Genomic DNA, 18,252 nt, shown 5'->3' on the forward strand with positions numbered 1-18,252 from the left:
CAAGAGAACATAATAATGACCACATTTAACATCGAAACTATGGCTAAACAAAGCAAAGTTGCTAGCCGCTCTGTTGCGCAATTAACGACAACAGAAAAGAATAATTTACTCAGAGCCATGGCTAAAGCGATTACCGATAATAGCCAACAAATTATTACTGAGAATCAAAAAGACATAGCCGCAGGTGAAGCAAAAGGTTTAGCGCCTGCTATGCTAGATAGGCTTTTACTGACTGAGCAAGGTATTGCAGACATAAGCAGTGCCATTATTGAAATCGCACAGCTTAGCGACCCTGTCGGTGAAGTGTCTCAGTTGAGCCTAAGACCCAATGGCATGCAAGTAGGTAAAATGCGCATTCCGCTTGGCGTAATTGCTATGATTTATGAAGCAAGACCTAATGTTACCGCCGAAGCTGCCGCATTATCTATAAAGTCAGGTAACGCAGTTATTTTAAGAGGCGGCTCTGAAGCCATTCACAGCAACCTAGCCATTGCCGAGTGTTTACACCAAGTGTTAACACAGCAAGGCATAGATAAAAATATAGTTTCTGTCATTCCTGATACCAGCCGAAGTGTTATTGAGGGGCTATTAAAACAAAGAGAGAGTATTGATCTTGTTATTCCTCGTGGTGGTGAAGGCCTAATTCGTTATGTAACAGAAAACAGTCAAATCCCAGTTATTCAGCACTTTAAAGGGGTTTGTCACTTGTTTATCGATAAATTTGCCGATCTCAATAAAGCGGTAAATATTCTGGTAAATGGTAAAACTCAACGACCTAGTGCGTGTAATGCCATCGAAACACTGTTAGTACACGAAAGTATCGCCGATACTTTCTTACCTCTGGCAGCACAAGCTTTAGCTGATGCCGCTCAGGTAAAAGTACATGCCTGTGAAAACAGTATTGAGTATTTTGCCAATGCAAGTTTAGCAAGTGATGAGGATTATCATGCCGAATATTTAGCACAAGAAATTGCGGTAAAAGTAGTCACTGGCTTTGCACAAGCCATTGAACATATTAATGAATTCACCTCAGATCACACTGAAGTCATCGTCAGCCAAGATATCAGTAGAACACAGCAGTTTATTCGCCAAATCAACTCATCTGTGGTTATGGTTAATGCTTCATCACGATTTTCAGATGGTGGTCAATTAGGCCTAGGCTCAGAAATTGGTATATCAACCAGCAAGCTACACGCTTATGGCCCAATGGGTTTAGCCTCACTTACTACGGAAAAATTTGTTGTTTATGGTGATGGCCAAGTGCGTGATTAGCGAGTTTTATCTATATTAAAGGCCGAAATAACATAATATTACATTACGGCCTTTACCTTCATTCCCCTATAACGAAGTAAGCTGCGCTAATTGCTCAGCAAAGGCATCCGTTAAAAAAATTAACGCCGGAAATATATAGAAGTAGCTGTGCATTAGCACGCGAATGGTTTTGTTTGCCTGGTTCAATTCCATAAAGTAATCAATAATGCGTCGGCCTTTATAAGCGATTGAAAAGCAAATAATGGCTGTAATAATTAAATGTGGCTCAGCCGTTTCCGCCACTAACGCATTAGCCATGGTAATGGTGATAAGAATCAACCAGGTAATATCAAGTTTATTTAATTGCATTTCTTTCTCCTAACGCAGCACATACAGTAATGGGAAGATAATTACCCACGCCAAATCAACCATATGCCAATAGCAAGCAATTGCCGTTAAGCCGGTATGACGCTGCTGATTGTAGTGCCCTAACTTTATTTGCGATATTGCCCACATCAAGCTCGCGCTAGCCCATATCACATGAATAAGATGGTTAAATGTCATGTAGTAATACATGCTATAAAAGCTGTTGGTATCTGTTTGAATACCTTGAGCAACATTCCAGTGATATTCCCAATACTTGATCACTAAATAAAGGCCGCCACAAAAAACGGCAAACGAAAGATACCGAACGCTTTTATCTGGTTCATTAACGCGTATTGCCGCTAATGCCTTGGCGACAAAGTAGCTACTGGTAATCAAGGCAAAGGTATTTAGCGTACCCGCCAGCGTATGAAGCTGCATAGGCCCTTGTTCAAATTCAACTGGACTATGTGCTTTGGCAATAAAATAGGCGATAAAAAATACTGCAAACTCGGAAAGTTCAGCAAAAATAACGACCCATACCGCTTTATTACCCGGTATTTTCTTGATGGTTTCAGGCTCTCGGGTAACGCTACCATTACCGTTGATATAAAACTGCGCGCTGGTGATATCTGTCATATTGTCAATCTCTATTGTGCTGGTTGCAGAGCAACAACTCAGCTCATCATGTAAAGTATAGTGATTCATTGGCATAAAAAGTATGTGAAATACTTCCATGTATTTCACACTAGCCGCAAGTGGAGGGCATACATGTCGCCAATAACAGAGTAGTAGAACTGCTTTGGCGCATATACTTGCTTAGGCTAAACAGTTAAACACTAATCTTTAAAGAAAACCGTGTCTTTAATCAGTTGAATTTCAGGTTGTTCTACCGCTTGAATAACAAATTGAATTTTTGTCATTTTCTTGTCGAGATCATAACCATCTGCCGATAATGTTACTGGCACTTCTTGCATAACCCCAGGAAAAATAAGTAGCTTTTCTGGTGCAGACAAACTCGCCGCATCTATGCCTTTGGCACTAATATCATAATGAAGCGGTTGCTGTGTTTTATTGAGAATTTTTAAGGTATAAGTGTTCTCTACTAAGCCTTCATAATTGACTCGATATAAAGCATTTCTATCGCGTAAAATCGAAGTTTCTAGCGGTATACGAGCATTAATCCAAACTGCCATCAGCACAGTAATTAACAAGGTGAAACTACCATAACCTATCAGTTTCAAACTCATTTTATTCTTAGGCTTACCTAATAACTCATGCTCGCTGGTATAGCGGATCAAACCTTTGTCATAACCAAATCTGTCCATTGTCTGATCACAGGCATCTACGCATAAGGCACAGTTAATACACTCATACTGCATACCATTACGAATATCGATACCTACGGGGCACACTTCAACACAAAGATTACAATCAACACAATCGCCCAAGCCTAATTGTTTTGCATCATCCTTACGACGACGTGGTCCTCGCCTTTCACCGCGCTGACTATCATAAGCAACAAGTAAGGTGTCTTTATCAAACATAGCCGACTGAAAACGTGCATACGGACACATATGGGTACATACTTTTTCTCGTAAAAAGCCTGCATTACCGTAGGTGCACAAGGCAAAAAACAACACCCAAAAGGTAATTAAACCACTCCATTGAAAGGTCATCATTTCTGCATACAGATCAGCAGCAGGGATAAAGTAAGAAATAAAGGTAGTAGAAGTGAACAACGACATAAATAACCAAATAGCATGCTTAGTCGCTTTCTTTTGAATTTTATCGCGTGACCATGGTTTTTTATCTAAAGCAATGCGCTGATTACGATTACCTTCAATGCGATGCTCAACCCAAATATAGGCTAAGGTCCATACCGTTTGCGGACACACATAACCACACCACACTCGCCCAAGCCAAGCGGTAACAAAGAATAACGCAAAGGCCGCAACCATAAAAATTCCCGCTAACAAAATAAAGTCTTGCGGCCAGAAGGTGACGGAAAATATGCGAAATTGTTGTTGACCAATATCTAACAATACCGCTTGTTGGCCATTATATTGAATAAACGGAATAGCAATAAAGGTTAGCATAAGCAACCAACTCAGCTTACGCCTTATATCTTGAAATCGTCCTTTTTGCTCTCTTACTTGAATATTGCCTTCATGCTCATAAGGCTTAATGATCATTTGCTCTTCATTAATATTGAACTTCATTTTTTATAATCAGGAAAATTGATGGTTACCCTGATATATCAATAATCGAGCCAATCTATAAAAAACAATAAACCTTTGATTTATCTTGAATTGTATTTTAAATAGCTTTTATTTAAGGCACGATATATCGTGTATACGCGACATATCGTGCTTTTTAGTATTATTCTCGTTTAATCATAAGTTTTTTCATGCGTGAACGTAAGGTACTCGCGGGCATGCCTAACACCTCTGCAGCGCCTGATTCTCCACCAATGCGCCACTTGCAAGCAGCCAATATTTCTAGAATATAAGCTCGCTCTATTTCTGCTAAGGTCTTTTTATTACTCGCCCAAGCATTGCCTAACTCATTAAAACTCTGCTGAATATCTAATACGCTCGTTGTTGATAGAATTACCTCGCGTTCAAGTATATTCTGTAACTCACGAATATTACCCGGCCAACTGTATTTCGCTAACTTTTGTATACTGCGTTTATTAACACCACGGATTTGCTTTTTAAGCTTCTGATTTAGCTGATTAATAATGCTATCGCATAATATAGGTAAATCTTCAATACGCTCTCGCAATGCTGGTACTTGGATAGGAAAAACATTCAAGCGGTAATACAAATCCATACGAAACTTACCTTCAGACACCATGGCGATTAAGTTTCGATTTGTTGCGGCAATAATGCGTATATCCACTTTAATGGTTCTACTACCACCTACTCGCTCAAACTCTTGCTCCTGAAGAACCCGTAAAAGTTTACTTTGCGCTTCAAGGCTTAGCTCTCCAATTTCATCTAAAAACAAAGTACCCTTATCTGCTAACTCAAAGCGGCCTTTACGTCTTTCATTGGCACCAGTAAAAGCCCCTTTTTCATGACCAAATAATTCCGACTCAAGCAAGCTCGCAGTAAAAGCGGCGCAATTAACTTTCATCATAGGTGAATCACTTCGCTCACTTAACTGATGCAAATTACGCGCGACCACTTCCTTACCTGTACCATTTTCCCCTAAAATCAGCACAGTACTATCGGTTTGCCCGACCAACTTAATTTGTTTGAGCATTTGCATAAAAGGTTTACTGATCCCTTCAAGGCCAGAGCCCGACCATGCTTCATTGATTTCATCTTGCAGGTAAGTATTTTCTTGTTGCAGCTTTTCCGTGAGCTCCTGAACTTTCTTTAACGCCTCACGCAAATTATCATCTGCCAAACGCTGTTGACTGACATCACGAAAAACCGCAACGGCACCAATGCGTTCACCATTTTTATATACCGGTGTTGAGGTATATTCCACCGGAAAACAACTGCCATCTTTACGCCAAAATACTTCATCGGTCACTCTGCGCTCGATACCATCACGCATAGTGTTATATATTTTGCACTCTTCAACCGGGTAATGCTCACCATTGGCATGGCTATGATGATGATATTTATGAATATTTTTACCTAGCAACTCTTCTGCTCGCCATCCCGTCATTTGTTCAGCTGCAGGATTAATAAATACAGCATTACCTTCGCTATCAAAGCCATAAACACCTTCACCCACGGCATTAAGTAGCAATTCAGAATCCGCTAAAAACTGTTTTATAGTTTGAGGCATGTTAACTTTCCTAAAAGCACGATATTTCGCGCCTAAGATACACCTATTTCTATAACGATGAAAAGTAATAATTCATGCCTTTTGCCATGCTCGGCAAATAAATCATTTATCTCTGATATAATTTTTGTATTAGTCATCACGCATAACTGTTATGAAGATAATTTCACTGATTAGTATTTTGCTATACAGCTTGTTAAATGCCATGTGTTTTGCAGGTGAGCAAATAGATACCATTCGATATATCGAATCTGCTCAGCATCCAGATCCTAAGCAGGGCTATTTTGTCGAATTATTGTCTTTAGCGTTAGCGGCTAGCAAAGATGAATATGGTGACTACCAGTTACAACCTGTGCGTTATGAAATGGCGCAAGGTCGTGCCTCTATGATGTTGCAAAGAAATGAATTAATTGATGTTCATTGGCGTATGACGTCAAAATCACTAGAAAGCAAACTACAAGCTATTTACTTTCCTATTCTAAAAGGTCTTATGGGCTATCGAATATTTATCATTAGAAAAGAAGATCAGCCGCTATTTAAGCAAGTAAATTCTCTTGCTGAATTACAAACACTTTCTCTAGGACAAGGCATAAACTGGCCTGACAGCGAAATTTTACTCAGCAATGGTTTTAATGTCATTAAAGGCTACGACATTCATTTGTTGAAAATGCTGAAACGAAAACGCTTTGATTACTTTCCTAGAGCACTGCATGAGCCATGGCTTGAGATAGCCAATGAGCCAGAACTTATGGTTGAGCAAAGTTTTATGTTGACCTACCCTGCCCCTATGTATTTCTTCGTGAATAAGAACAACAAACGCTTAACGGACAGGTTAACGCTCGGTTTAAAGCGCTTATTAAATTCGGGAAAGTTTGAGCATTACTTTGAAAATCATGCAATTACTTCAAACATATTGGCTAAAGCGAAATTAGCCAATAGACGCGTATTTCAACTAAGTAGCCCGCTATTATCGAAACAAACTAACGAGCTACTTAAGGACAAACGCTTATGGATAAAGGTAAATGATCTCTGATCTACCTAACTAGCTCTATCTCTTGTGCTGTAACGTCTATGGTATTGTCTACTTCCACTTCGATATCTTCATCAATTTGCACTAAGATTTCTTCTTCAACAAGCTCTTGCTGCAGTTCTAGCTCCTTATCAAGCACCTGCTCTACTTTTTTAGCAATTTCTTGCTGCGGCATTGGCAGATTAGGCTCTTGTGCCATTACACCGAATGAAAATACAGTTGTCATTAAAGCTACTAATAATTTATTCATGGTATCACCTCTTAACAATGCTGATTGGCTTAATCGCTTACCTATTAAGATACTCGCTTTAAAAAAATTAACTGTAATCTTGCTACATCAAGATGTTATTGATTGTAATGCCAGCAACTTTAAAACTGTGACTGGTCCTAATTCATGAGATTTTTCCATCAAGAGAGCTTTTACGGATCTAACTTGTAGAGTGATTGATATTTTTATATTTCGAAGTTTCAGTCATATTACCTAGGATTCAGTCAGCAAACTTAATGATCACTTGTAACCAGAAGTAGGCATTATTTTTAACGTTCACTTTTTTGTCTTGTAATATAGCTATATTCTCTTCTGCTATCTTGAGCCATAGCTACACCTCTCGGATTCTCTTGAAAGAAGTAATCGGCTAGGTGCCGTTCCCCATATGCTTACATATTAATGAGCACTTCAGGCACTTTGTATAAATAAAGTTAGTGACCATTAGAGACTTCAGTTAGCCATAAGCTGACATTGAGTTTTGAGAAACAATGATCATATTAAGGGTAAGTTTAACTAAAATTTACTAATTTTTTGTGGGTCTGCTGCAAGCTCATTGTTGTCGTTTCCCCTGAATTTTAAACGGTAACTTGATGCCTAAAAATGTCACCATTAGATTTTTGTTCAATAATGTACTGAAATGCAAAGCACCTACTTTTTAGTTCGAGTTTGACTGACTTGCTAGGTGAATTAGCTTTAAACACCACTCGAAATTGCAAGTAGTGTTCACTGATATGAACTAATACATAATATGTAAAAATATTACCGCTAAAAATTACCCGTCCCGTCATTCCAAAGCACTACCCCCGAAGATTTTGCATCATCACCGCCTAGTACAAGATCTAGGTAACCATCATTATTAAGGTCAACAAGCTTTGTGGAAACAATAAACATATCGCCATTATCCGCAGTTTTAAATGCAGTCGACTTTCTCTGAAAATTAGCTTCACCATCGTTGATAAATACTTGGATATTTCCGCCATGGGAAACATCTGTTCCGGTGATATCAGAAAATACTATATCGAGATCCCCATCATTATCAATATCACCGATATCAGAAGAGTGGGTAAAACCATTATAATCAAACACACTTTGTTTGCTGTCATTAACATTGAGGGTGGTAGCATCTGAAGCAAGTAGTAATAAATTTCTTTCTCCTGCAAAATCCCCACCGTCATAACCATGACTGGTGATCACTATATCGTTTAATTGATCACCATTAAAATCAGCACTAAGTGCCTCTCTAGCATGTGTCAATTGCTCTGTTGTAGCAATAACTTCATTTGTCCCTTCTATAAAAGTGCCGTCTTTTGTATTTAAAAGAACAACAAAAGGCGAAAGTTCATCGATGAATCCGCCGTTTTTCCATTTAGAACCACCGTAGAAAATGTCAGAAAATCCGTCAGAGTTAAGATCGACAACAATAGGACTATAGATGAATGCGGCATTATCAGCACCTTTAAGAGTCGCTACACTATTATCAAGCAGTGTGAAATTAAAGTCCCCTGTCTCGATTAATTCATTTCTATAAATAGACCAATGAATTTGTTGCTCAGCTGTTCCAAAATTTATAAAACGATGGGACATGAGATCAATATCACCATCATTGTCGAAATCTAAAGGAATAAACGAGCCTACACTATTAAGCTGTTCCCAGGGCATTGGTTGAAATTGTCCATTTTCGGTTGCTATCAATAATGGCATCTCAGTTGCGTTTTGAAAGCCTATGGATTCATTCCAATGCGATTGATCAAGGTGTGAAACGATATCCAGTAAACCATCGTTATTTAAATCGGCTAGGTAAAGTTTATCGATCCATTGAAACCAAGTATTTTCTAATACTGAAAAATAGTTAGATGTTTCATCAGTAAAAGTATCATCTTGGTTATTAATGAGCACTTGAATTCTTGCTTCGCCATACATAGAAGGCGTTCTTGATAAAATTAAATCTTTAAAACCATCATTATTTAGGTCGTCACTTGTAATATCCGTTATTAATTCAAATCCGTCATACAGAGGCAATTTACTTGAAGATTGTACGGGGTCTGTTGGGGGCGTAGGAGTACTACCGCCATCATTACTACTGTCATCACTACTCCCCCCGCCACAACCCAATAATAAAAAAACCATCAAAAAATAGCTTACTGAATTTTTCATGAACAACACCTGTATATTAGTTGTTTTAATTATTTTTAATATACCACCGCTTACAAAATTTAAGAAACTATTACTTGATTTTGAAATAGCGTTTATTAAAAAATATCAAAGTTAAAACAGTAGAACTAAACTGAAAAGGCAACGACCCCTTTGGTGGCTTTGTTCACATTCAGGCTTAAATACTTATCGACAACAGTCATATCAAAATACCCATGTTTTTATCTATGGATGAACGTCTATATCGTATCTTTGATAGCATTGAGCCAGCAATAATTGGAGCATACTTCAATTAAGAGTTTTTGTTAAAAAGACATGATTATCATTAATCTCATTCAGTGACTTATAATCTCAAGCATTATGCGTAGTCACAAAACGCCAAAGCAGCAATACTGGCAGCAACAGTCATTAACAACACCATAAGCTTCAATGTTTTCGCCTTAACATTTACCGCAAACTTAACCGCTATTTGCGCACCGACTATGCTACCAATAGCCAGTAAAAGTCCGGGTAACCAAGCTATTTGCTCTCTGACAATAAAAACCACTAACGCAACCGAGGTAAAAATTAAGGTTGCCACCATCTTCATGGCGTTCGCTCTTAATAAGTCATAATTAAGTACACCAACAAAAGCTGCAATCAATACAAAACCAACGCCTGCTTGGACAAAGCCGCCATAAAAGCCGGCAACAACTGTAGCAGCAAGGGCTTTTTTGCTGGCAAAGCAGCTTTTATTTTGCCTTACCTGCTCTGCATCCGTATCTGCTTTTAATACCACCCATAAAGAAACCGCTATCATAGTGCCTAATAATAAAGGCTTAAGTAACTCTACATTAATATATGAGGCGGCAAGCGCGCCACATAAACCACCGATTAACAAAGGCCAAAAGGTATCTTTAACTGAGCTAGCTTCAATTTTGCCATGCTGATAAAAGCCTCGACTCGCCGTTAACGACTGCATAAAAACGCTAACGCGATTAGTGGCATTAGCAACATCGGCAGGTAAGCCATAAATCATTAAAGCTGGCAAAGAAAGGTTAGAGCCGCCACCAGCCAATGTATTTATAATACCCGCCAGTAAGCCGATAACGATTAAAATACCCGCTTGTAAGACATCGATTGAAGATAACAGCATAAGAGACTATTCAGCTAAGTAGCTACAACAATAATCTATAATTGATTTCGCTTTGATCTCAAACTTACTGTGCGCCGGCACATAGAAGGACTCACCAGCAACAATAGACTGCCAACTATCAGCTTCAGGTAATAAAATTTCACACTCGCCAGCAGTGATCTCCATTAACTCTTTTTCTTTGGTGGCGAATTTATAATCTCCGGGCATCATAATCCCTAAGGTTTTAAAACTACCATCGGCAAAAGTAATTTTGCGACTGGTTACCTTGCCATCAAAATATATATTGGCGGCTTTATTAACACTCACTTGGTTAAATTGACTCATGTTACTCCCCTTAGGACGTGTTTATCTTTGTTTAATAATTCAGCTGAGAGATAAAACCTCTTTAATCAAGGCAAAAGTTGCGCAGTCTAGCTAGCTAAATCAGCGGTTTTTAACGCAGAGTAAAGAGGTTTTAGCCCCAGCCCTTCGGGCAATGGCTATTTATAACACTAGCTTCATTAGTATTCACTTATTTGGAACAACCAAACCACGTTCATACTGCTTTGCTATTGATAAAAATAGCCTATTGCTGAAAATATCAACAAAGGTCAACACGCCCTGAAATAAAAAACGGCATATAGCGTGAAGCTAGATGCCGTTATTAATCATATTAGCTGCGCTAAACGCGTATTAATTGCTACTTATGCGTTAGCTTCAACAATTTTCTTCATATCAGTCATGTAGCCACGAAGCTCTTTACCAACAATCTCAACACCGTGATTGCGAATGGCTTCGTTAACTTCAATCAAGCGAACGTTATCAACACCATTTGAACCTGAAATACCTTCACCTAATTCCTCAAGCGATAATTTAGAAGCAAACTCTTCTAATAATGGTACTGCTGCATGGCTAAATAAGTAGTTACCGTATTCAGCTGTATCTGAAATTACTACGTTCATTTCGTATAACTTGTTACGCGCAATACAGTTAGCAATTAATGGCGTTTCATGTAAAGACTCATAGTAAGCAGACTCTTCGATAATGCCAGAATCAACCATAGCTTCGAACGCTAATTCAACACCTGCTTTAACCATAGCAACAACAAAAATACCTTTGTCGTAGTATTCTTGCTCGGTGATTTCTGTATCGCAATCTGGTGCTAATTCAAATGACGTTTCTGCTGTTTCAGCGCGCCATTTAAGTAAGTTAGCATCATCATTTTTCCAATCTTCCATCATAGTGGCAGAGAAACGACCTTCAATAATGTCATCCATATGCTTTTGGAAAAGTGGACGTAAAATTTCTTTTAACTCTACAGACATATCAAACGCTTTAATCTTAGCTGGGTTTGATAAACGGTCCATCATGTTAGTGATACCGCCGTGCTTTAAGCCTTCCGTAGTAGTCTCAATACCATATTGTAATAACTTACGTGCATAACCAGCATCAACACCTTGAGCAACTAATTGCTTATGACCTAAAATGGCAGCAGTTTGCAACATACCACAAAGAATTGTTTGCTCACCCATTAAGTCTGATTTCACTTCAGCGATAAATGATGATTCTAAAACACCAGCTCTGTCACCACCTGTTGCTGAGGCATAGGCTTTAGCAATTGCTAAACCATTACCTTGCGGATCATTTTCTGGGTGAACAGCGATTAATGTTGGTACACCAAAACCACGCTTGTATTCTTCACGAACTTCAGTACCAGGACACTTAGGAGCAACCATGACAACCGTTAGATCAGGGCGAATTTGCATGCCTTCTTCAACAATGTTGAAACCGTGTGAGTAAGATAAAGTAGCACCTTGCTTCATTAGTGGCATTACCGCACTTACCGCAGAAGTATGTTGCTTATCTGGCGTTAAGTTTAATACTAAGTCAGCTTGAGGAATTAACTCTTCGTAGTTACCTACAGTAAAACCATTTTCAGTAGCCCACTGCCATGATTGACGCTTTTCTTGAATCGCGGCATCGCGAAGCGCATACGAAATGTTTAAGCCAGAATCGCGCATATTTAAACCTTGGTTTAAACCTTGTGCACCACAACCAACAATAACAATGTTCCAATCTTTGATGAAGTTACAGCCATCGCTGAACTCTTCACGCTTCATAAAACGACACTTGCCTAATTGCTCAAGCTTTTCACGTAAGCTTAACGTATTAAAATAATTGCTCATGGCTTTTCCTCAAAACTATCACTTCACTTAGTGATCACTAAGCGATATTTAACTGACTATTATCAATGCAAGCAGCTTAACGTAAATTTCTTATTGCGAAAAATGATATATTTGCAAATCTATATTGCGTTTTTTGCAACAATAGGTTTTCATAGCGATATTACAAGCAAACCAGACTCAGTTATGGATCACAAAGCACTCAGTATATTCCAACATTTAGCCACCAGCTTGCACTTTGGTAAAACTGCCCAGGCGCACCATATGAGTCCATCAACCTTAAGTCGCGCTATTCAACGACTAGAGCAAGAAGTTGGCTGTGAATTACTGCACCGCGATAACCGCACGGTAGTATTAACTGATGCCGGAAAAAAATTTAAGCAATATGCCGAGCAGCAACTTGAGCTATGGCAGGGCTTTAAGCAATCATTAGAGCAAAAACAACAAGCGCTAACCGGAAAGCTGCACATATACTGCTCGGTAACCGCCGCCTATAGCCATTTACCGCCCTTGCTAGAGCGATTTCGTTTAGCACACCCTCAGGTAGAAATCATGCTCACTACAGGTGATGCCGCTGATGCCTTAGAGCAAGTACAGAGTGAATCAGTAGATTTCGCTATTGCGGCAAATCCTGAAAACCTACCGCGTAGTGTCTATTTCCATCACCTAGCAACCTTACCGCTTGCGGTAATAGCACCCACCATGACCTGCAAAGTTCAGCAACAAATTCAGCAAGCAAGTCATAGCGCTCAAGGCATTTTATGGTCGCAAATTCCCATCATATTGCCAGATCATGGTCCAGCCCGCAGACGCTTTGATCTTTGGTACAAGAAGAAACAGCAAGGTAAAGCCAATATTTACGCAACGGTTTCTGGTCACGAAGCATTGGTGAGTATGGTTGCGCTGGGCTGTGGCGTCGGCATTGTGCCACAAGTGGTTGTTGAAAATAGTCCGGTAAAAGATCGGGTACAATACTTAGCAGATGTTGGTGAAATTACCCCCTTTGATTTAGGCATTTGCTGCCTAAATCAAAGTAAATCTCAGCCATTAATCAAAGCATTTTTTTCCGCAATTACTTAAACTAATCAGAGGGGTTACACAGCTACAGCAGAAGTTAAGTGACGCAATAATCTGTCCATAGCGCGATAAGATAGCGCCTCAACTAAATGCTCATGAGCTATCACAGGATTATTATCCATATCAGCAATGGTGCGAGCTATTTTTAATATTTTATGATGAGCTCGGGTAGAGAAACCTAATTTCTCCACTGCCAATTCTAAAAACTCATTATCATCTGCGCTTAATCGGCAAAACTCTTTCAACTGGGCAGCATCGAGATGGGCATTTGCCTTACCTTGGCGACGCAGCTGAATGGCTCGACAACGCTCAACTCTCGCTTGAATCTCGCTGCTGGTTTCATTGTCCTTGCTATCTTTTGCCCACGTTCCTCGAGGCAATCGCGCCACCTCAACCTGAATATCAATGCGGTCTAAAAACGGCCCTGATAAACGATTTAAATAACGCAACACCTGCTCAGGCGTACTGCGATTGTCATTGTAAAACCCTGTGGGGCTAGGGTTCATGGCGGCAATTAATTGAAAGCGCGCAGGAAAGCTTTGTTTTTGCATTGCACGTGAAATGGTTACTTCGCCTGACTCCATTGGCTCACGCAAAACATCTAAAACTTTACGTTCAAATTCAGGCAGTTCATCTAAAAACAGTACGCCGTTATGCGCCAATGATATTTCCCCCGGTTTTGGCTGACTACCACCACCAACCAGCGCAGCAGACGAAGCTGTATGATGCGGCGCACGAAATGGCCGTGTCAGCCAAGAGTTCTCATCAATCAATACATTGCTAATTGATTGAATAGCAGCAGACTCAAGTGCCTCTTGCTCTGTCATAGCCGGTAAAATCCCTGCTAATCGACTTGCCAGCATAGTTTTACCCGTACCAGGAGGGCCAATGAAAAGTAAATTATGATTACCACTTGCGGCAATTTCTAACGCCCTTTTGGCAAGTGGCTGGCCGATAACATCTTTCATATCCAAGCCCGTTTGATTTTGCTCAGGCCTGACCACCTTTTCAGCCACCAAAGGTAATAATTGTTGCTTAGCAAAGTGCGGCAACAACTGGGTTAAATGCTGAATAGCATGCACCTTGGCATGTTTTACCCAGCTGGCTTGTTCAACATTTTGCTCAGGAATAATCAAGGTGCGCTGACTTTGGCTACTAGCCATAGTCATGGGGATTTCACCCACTATAGCGCGTAACTCGCCCGATAAAGCCAGCTCTCCAGCAAATTCATATTGCGATAAATCCACTTCAGGCAACTGATTTGAGGCCGCTAAAATGCCAACGGCAATCGGTAAATCAAAACGACCGCCTTCTTTAGGTAAATCTGCTGGCGCTAAATTAATGGTGATACGTTTAGCTGGAAACTCATAGCCGCAATTGATAATGGCACTACGTACCCTATCTTTGGCTTCTTTCACTGAAGTTTCAGGTAAACCGACAATGGAAAAGGCAGGTAAGCCATTAGCTAAATGAACTTCAACGGTAACAAGCGGAGAGGATAAACCAACACGGGCACGACTATAAACACAAGCAAGCGACATAAAAATTCCATTTTTATTTATTTCCTTAGTTTTCAGTATAGCTCAGTATATTTTATACGTCGTTATTACTATTGCTCGAAGTTTGCACAAAAAAACTATAATAAAACTTCTTGCGTCGCTGCTAACAGCTATGGTACTAATTTAATAAGGCTGGCAACTGGCTAGGCTCAATGTTTAAAACGCTAAGCAAAAATAATAACAAGATTAGCTAGAATATAGATAAATAAAATGAACAACTTTAACTCAATTATTATTAACCTTCTCGTCGTCGTAGTGATTATTAAGTCACTTCGAGGGTTTTCGTTGAGCTAAAGAAAAAGGCAATAAACAGAATAACAAACCCTCGTTTCGCAAGAACCGAGGGTTTTCTTTTTTTATAACATTATTTTTGGAATAGACATGAATAGCAGCAAACCTTTAACAGGTGGCGGATTATTATTTGAAGTATTAGAGCAACACGGTGTAGAGCATGTATTTGGCTACCCGGGTGGCGCAATCATGCCAATTTATGATGCTTTATACGATAGCAAGGTAAAGCATTTTCTTTGTCGCCACGAGCAAGGTGCTGCATTCTCTGCAGTAGGTTATGCAAGGGCTGCAGGTAAAGTTGGTGTTTGTATGGCAACGTCAGGCCCTGGGGCAACGAACCTGATCACTGGCCTAGCCGATGCCTTGGCTGACTCTATCCCGGTTGTCGCTATCACAGGCCAAGTAGCAACATCTGCTATGGGCTCTGATGCCTTCCAAGAAATTGATATTTTTGGTCTATCACTGGCTTGTACTAAACACTCTTTCCAAGTAAGCAATATTGATGATTTAGAAAATGTTTTACATCAAGCGTTTGAAATTGCCTTAGAAGGTCGTCAAGGTCCTGTTTTAGTTGATATTCCAAAAGATATTCAACAAGCGATAGTAACGTCGCGTTTACAAGAATTTTCTCACTTAAACAACAAAGTACAGTTACCTTTAGCTGATATCAGCAATGCGATTGAAATCTTAACTCAAGCTAAGCAGCCTATTTTATACGTTGGCGGCGGCGTGGGTATGGCCAATGCCATTGAAGAAGTTCGCAGCTTTGCCAATGAAACGGGTATGCCAAGTGTGTCGACTTTAAAAGGCTTAGGCGCAATTAACCCAGATAACGAAAACTACCTTGGTATGTTAGGTATGCATGGCACTAAAGCCGCTAACTTAGCAGTACAAGAGTGTGATTTATTAGTGGTAGTTGGTGCACGCTTTGATGACCGTGTTACCGGAAAATTAGCTGACTTTGCCCCTAATGCTAAAGTGATTCACTTTGACATTGATACCGCAGAAATTAATAAAAGACGTTTTGCTGATGCCGCAATTTTAGGTGACTTAAAAACCAACTTGCCATTGCTCTCTATGCCGTTAAATATCAAGCCATGGCAAGAAAAGATTCAGCAAATGATGCAAGATTACGCGTGGCGTTATGATCACCCTGGCAGCAATATTTTTGCGCCAGCGGTATTAAAAGAAATGAGTGATTTAATGCCGAAAAGCACCTGTGTAACCACAGATGTTGGTCAGCATCAAATGTGGTCTGCACAACATATCAGTGTTAACGACCCAAGCAACTTCTTAACCAGTGGCGGCATGGGTACTATGGGCTTTGGTTTACCGGCAGCAATTGGCGCGCAAATTAGTCGCCCACATGACACAGTTATCGCAGTATCAGGTGATGGTTCAATCATGATGAACGTACAAGAGCTTGCCACCATTAAACGTTATCAAATCCCGGTAAAAATCTTACTGATCGATAACGCTAAACTAGGCATGGTACGCCAATGGCAAGATTTATTCTTTGATGGTCGTTTAAGTGAAACCGACTTAGCGGATAACCCAGATTTTTGTCAATTAGCACGCTCATTTGACATCAAAGCGCAAACGATTACTGAAAAGAGTCAAGTCACTGATGCACTTAATGAAATGCTAGATCACCAAGGCCCATATTTACTTCATGTGAAAATTGATGCTAAGGACAATGTATGGCCACTTGTGCCGCCAAATACTGCTAACGATAAAATGATGGAGAGTGTTTAACATGAATAATTATAAGTTAATTATAATGACAGACGACAGACAAGTAGTATTAGAAAGAATTCTACAAGTCACTCGTTACCGTGGCTTTCTAATCAATGGCATTAACGCACAAGTTAATACTGGTAATCAAATTGCGACTATCGAGTTATATGTCAGTAGTGAACGACCAATTGAGCTTTTAATCGATCAGATCAATAAACTGATCGACATAAAGGGTGTCAAGGTAGACAATAAAGCCGAAAATAACAGCGCGCAACAACACAGCGCCTAATTTAATATTACAGCACCCATAAGACTGAGTAGTAATTAAAAATAAATACTTAAGCTAATCAGTTAGATGCAAAAATTTAGGAAAGAAAAATGGCAAAAGTAAATGCAGAATATATTTGGTTTAACGGTGAACTCATGCCTTGGCAAAACGCCACGGTACACGTAATGAGCCATGCGCTTCATTATGGTTCATCAGTTTTTGAAGGTATTCGCGCCTATGAAACTCACCAAGGTACTTGTATCTTCCGTTTAGAAGAGCACATTAAACGCTTATTTGATTCTGCGAAAGTTTATCGCATGAACATCCCTTATACACAAGAAGAAGTGATTCAAGCGTGTAAAGACGCCGTTGCCAAGAACAACTTAAAAGCCGCTTACCTTCGTCCATTAGCCTTCTTAGGCGATGTTGGTATGGGTCTGCGTCCACCTGCCGATGCGAAAGCTGATTTAATGGTTGCAGCTTTTGCTTGGGAGGCCTATTTAGGTGCCGATGCTATCGAAAATGGCGTAGAAGTAGGTGTGTCAAGTTGGAACCGATTAGCGCCGAACACTATGCCAACTGCAGCGAAAGCAGGTGGAAATTACTTATCTTCACAATTAATTTCTATGGAAGCTGGTCGCCATGGTTATACCGAAGGTATCGCGTTAGATGTTAATAACATGGTAAGTGAAGGTGCAGGACAAAACTTATTCTTAGTACGTAATGGCGTACTTTACACACCACTTAGCACGTCATCAATTTTACCTGGCTTAACACGTGATACGGTGATTCAGTTAGCGAAGAAACTTGGTTATGAAGTGCGCGAAGAGCCAATCTCTCGTGAGTCTTTATACCTAGCTGATGAATTCTTTATGACAGGTACCGCAACCGAAGTTGTGCCAGTTAAATCAGTTGATGGTTTACCTGTAGGTACTGGCTCACGTGGCCCAGTAACTAAAGCAATTCAAGATGCCTTCTTTGGTATTTTTAACGGCTCTACCGATATTCCTGACGGCTGGTTAGACGCAGTAGAGTAATTTAATTAGGCAATAAAATTATAGGGCTAAGCACATGCTCAGCCCTTTTACCTAAAAGGCAAAGTCATATTTTTACTAATGATTACTCAGTCCTTAGTGAAAATATTATTTTCATCAAT

General features: G+C 39.8%; 16 protein-coding genes. 6 read left to right on the forward strand and 10 right to left on the reverse strand.

What is annotated here, in order from left to right; translation table 11 throughout:
• Nucleotides 1-15: 15 nt before the first annotated feature.
• Nucleotides 16-1,272 carry a glutamate-5-semialdehyde dehydrogenase gene (locus EMK97_RS10365; RefSeq protein WP_130601892.1) on the forward strand — a complete coding sequence of 419 codons (1,257 nt, stop codon included), beginning with the start codon at nucleotides 16-18 and terminating at the stop codon, nucleotides 1,270-1,272.
• A gap of 66 nt (nucleotides 1,273-1,338) precedes the next feature.
• Here the strand turns inward: EMK97_RS10365 and EMK97_RS10370 are convergent, their stop codons facing one another.
• The 4 genes from EMK97_RS10370 to EMK97_RS10385 form a co-directional block, all read right to left on the reverse strand.
• Nucleotides 1,339-1,620, reverse strand: a complete 282-nt coding sequence (locus tag EMK97_RS10370) for a cytochrome C oxidase subunit IV family protein (RefSeq protein WP_130601894.1) — start codon at nucleotides 1,618-1,620, stop codon at nucleotides 1,339-1,341.
• Nucleotides 1,621-1,629: 9 nt separating this feature from the next.
• Nucleotides 1,630-2,352 carry a cytochrome c oxidase subunit 3 family protein gene (locus EMK97_RS10375; protein WP_246028756.1) on the reverse strand — a complete coding sequence of 241 codons (723 nt, stop codon included), beginning with the start codon at nucleotides 2,350-2,352 and terminating at the stop codon, nucleotides 1,630-1,632.
• A 101-nt stretch (nucleotides 2,353-2,453) separates the two neighbouring features.
• Nucleotides 2,454-3,836 carry a cytochrome c oxidase accessory protein CcoG gene (gene ccoG / locus EMK97_RS10380; RefSeq protein WP_130601896.1) on the reverse strand — a complete coding sequence of 461 codons (1,383 nt, stop codon included), beginning with the start codon at nucleotides 3,834-3,836 and terminating at the stop codon, nucleotides 2,454-2,456.
• Nucleotides 3,837-3,996: 160 nt separating this feature from the next.
• Nucleotides 3,997-5,421 (reverse strand): sigma-54 interaction domain-containing protein, encoded by a 1,425-nt coding sequence (locus EMK97_RS10385; protein ID WP_130601898.1) that lies wholly within the window; start codon nucleotides 5,419-5,421, stop codon nucleotides 3,997-3,999.
• A gap of 151 nt (nucleotides 5,422-5,572) precedes the next feature.
• On the opposite strand from EMK97_RS10385, the gene EMK97_RS10390 reads away from it, so the two are divergent.
• The gene (locus EMK97_RS10390; protein WP_130601900.1) at nucleotides 5,573-6,451 is read left to right on the forward strand and encodes a hypothetical protein; all 879 of its coding nucleotides are present in this window, start codon (nucleotides 5,573-5,575) and stop codon (nucleotides 6,449-6,451) included.
• Between the two features lies 1 nt (nucleotide 6,452).
• Here EMK97_RS10390 and EMK97_RS10395 read toward each other — a convergent pair whose 3' ends face one another.
• The 5 genes from EMK97_RS10395 to ilvC all read right to left on the reverse strand — a co-directional run bounded on the left by EMK97_RS10395 (nucleotide 6,453) and on the right by ilvC (nucleotide 12,167).
• A complete protein-coding gene (locus EMK97_RS10395) occupies nucleotides 6,453-6,698 on the reverse strand; it encodes a hypothetical protein (protein WP_130601902.1) in 246 nt (81 codons plus the stop codon).
• A gap of 783 nt (nucleotides 6,699-7,481) precedes the next feature.
• Complete coding sequence (locus EMK97_RS10400) at nucleotides 7,482-8,870, reverse strand: FG-GAP repeat domain-containing protein (protein WP_130601904.1); 1,389 nt, start codon at nucleotides 8,868-8,870, stop codon at nucleotides 7,482-7,484.
• A 355-nt stretch (nucleotides 8,871-9,225) separates the two neighbouring features.
• Complete coding sequence (locus EMK97_RS10405) at nucleotides 9,226-10,002, reverse strand: sulfite exporter TauE/SafE family protein (RefSeq protein WP_130601906.1); 777 nt, start codon at nucleotides 10,000-10,002, stop codon at nucleotides 9,226-9,228.
• A 6-nt stretch (nucleotides 10,003-10,008) separates the two neighbouring features.
• On the reverse strand, nucleotides 10,009-10,326 hold the full coding sequence (gene ppnP / locus EMK97_RS10410; RefSeq protein ID WP_130601908.1) for a pyrimidine/purine nucleoside phosphorylase: 318 nt from the start codon (nucleotides 10,324-10,326) through the stop codon (nucleotides 10,009-10,011).
• 359 nt (nucleotides 10,327-10,685) lie between these two features.
• Nucleotides 10,686-12,167, reverse strand: a complete 1,482-nt coding sequence (ilvC, locus tag EMK97_RS10415) for a ketol-acid reductoisomerase (protein WP_130601910.1) — start codon at nucleotides 12,165-12,167, stop codon at nucleotides 10,686-10,688.
• Between the two features lie 183 nt (nucleotides 12,168-12,350).
• Between ilvC and ilvY the strand changes: the two genes are divergently transcribed.
• Complete coding sequence (gene ilvY, locus EMK97_RS10420) at nucleotides 12,351-13,244, forward strand: HTH-type transcriptional activator IlvY (protein ID WP_130601912.1); 894 nt, start codon at nucleotides 12,351-12,353, stop codon at nucleotides 13,242-13,244.
• Between the two features lie 14 nt (nucleotides 13,245-13,258).
• On the opposite strand, the gene EMK97_RS10425 is transcribed toward ilvY, so the two are convergent.
• Nucleotides 13,259-14,782, reverse strand: a complete 1,524-nt coding sequence (locus EMK97_RS10425; protein ID WP_130601914.1) for a YifB family Mg chelatase-like AAA ATPase — start codon at nucleotides 14,780-14,782, stop codon at nucleotides 13,259-13,261.
• 399 nt (nucleotides 14,783-15,181) lie between these two features.
• Between EMK97_RS10425 and ilvG the strand changes: the two genes are divergently transcribed.
• From ilvG to EMK97_RS10440, 3 genes are all read left to right on the forward strand, one after another.
• Nucleotides 15,182-16,846 carry an acetolactate synthase 2 catalytic subunit gene (gene ilvG, locus EMK97_RS10430; RefSeq protein ID WP_130601916.1) on the forward strand — a complete coding sequence of 555 codons (1,665 nt, stop codon included), beginning with the start codon at nucleotides 15,182-15,184 and terminating at the stop codon, nucleotides 16,844-16,846.
• Between the two features lies 1 nt (nucleotide 16,847).
• Nucleotides 16,848-17,117: an acetolactate synthase 2 small subunit gene (gene ilvM, locus EMK97_RS10435; protein ID WP_130601918.1), complete on the forward strand. Its 270-nt coding sequence runs from the start codon at nucleotides 16,848-16,850 to the stop codon at nucleotides 17,115-17,117.
• A gap of 89 nt (nucleotides 17,118-17,206) precedes the next feature.
• Nucleotides 17,207-18,133, forward strand: a complete 927-nt coding sequence (locus tag EMK97_RS10440) for a branched-chain amino acid transaminase (RefSeq protein ID WP_130601920.1) — start codon at nucleotides 17,207-17,209, stop codon at nucleotides 18,131-18,133.
• The last annotated feature ends 119 nt before the right edge of the window (nucleotides 18,134-18,252 follow it).

It is taken from the genome of Litorilituus sediminis, assembly GCF_004295665.1.
GTDB classification, from domain to species: Bacteria; Pseudomonadota; Gammaproteobacteria; order Enterobacterales; family Alteromonadaceae; genus Colwellia; species Colwellia sediminis.

Excerpts from the sequence above, each read along its gene's own strand:
- EMK97_RS10370 (WP_130601894.1), bottom strand. The coding sequence starts at position 1,620 with ATGCAATTAAATAAACTTGATATTACCTGGTTGATTCTTATCACCATT.
- EMK97_RS10400 (WP_130601904.1), bottom strand. The coding sequence starts at position 8,870 with ATGAAAAATTCAGTAAGCTATTTTTTGATGGTTTTTTTATTATTGGGT.
- ilvM (WP_130601918.1), top strand. The coding sequence starts at position 16,848 with ATGAATAATTATAAGTTAATTATAATGACAGACGACAGACAAGTAGTA.
- EMK97_RS10390 (WP_130601900.1), top strand. The coding sequence starts at position 5,573 with ATGAAGATAATTTCACTGATTAGTATTTTGCTATACAGCTTGTTAAAT.
- EMK97_RS10395 (WP_130601902.1), bottom strand. The coding sequence starts at position 6,698 with ATGAATAAATTATTAGTAGCTTTAATGACAACTGTATTTTCATTCGGT.
- EMK97_RS10365 (WP_130601892.1), top strand. The coding sequence starts at position 16 with ATGACCACATTTAACATCGAAACTATGGCTAAACAAAGCAAAGTTGCT.
- ccoG (WP_130601896.1), bottom strand. The coding sequence starts at position 3,836 with ATGAAGTTCAATATTAATGAAGAGCAAATGATCATTAAGCCTTATGAG.
- ilvY (WP_130601912.1), top strand. The coding sequence starts at position 12,351 with ATGGATCACAAAGCACTCAGTATATTCCAACATTTAGCCACCAGCTTG.
- ppnP (WP_130601908.1), bottom strand. The coding sequence starts at position 10,326 with ATGAGTCAATTTAACCAAGTGAGTGTTAATAAAGCCGCCAATATATAT.
- EMK97_RS10405 (WP_130601906.1), bottom strand. The coding sequence starts at position 10,002 with ATGCTGTTATCTTCAATCGATGTCTTACAAGCGGGTATTTTAATCGTT.
- EMK97_RS10375 (WP_246028756.1), bottom strand. The coding sequence starts at position 2,352 with ATGGAAGTATTTCACATACTTTTTATGCCAATGAATCACTATACTTTA.
- EMK97_RS10440 (WP_130601920.1), top strand. The coding sequence starts at position 17,207 with ATGGCAAAAGTAAATGCAGAATATATTTGGTTTAACGGTGAACTCATG.
- ilvG (WP_130601916.1), top strand. The coding sequence starts at position 15,182 with ATGAATAGCAGCAAACCTTTAACAGGTGGCGGATTATTATTTGAAGTA.
- ilvC (WP_130601910.1), bottom strand. The coding sequence starts at position 12,167 with ATGAGCAATTATTTTAATACGTTAAGCTTACGTGAAAAGCTTGAGCAA.
- EMK97_RS10385 (WP_130601898.1), bottom strand. The coding sequence starts at position 5,421 with ATGCCTCAAACTATAAAACAGTTTTTAGCGGATTCTGAATTGCTACTT.
- EMK97_RS10425 (WP_130601914.1), bottom strand. The coding sequence starts at position 14,782 with ATGTCGCTTGCTTGTGTTTATAGTCGTGCCCGTGTTGGTTTATCCTCT.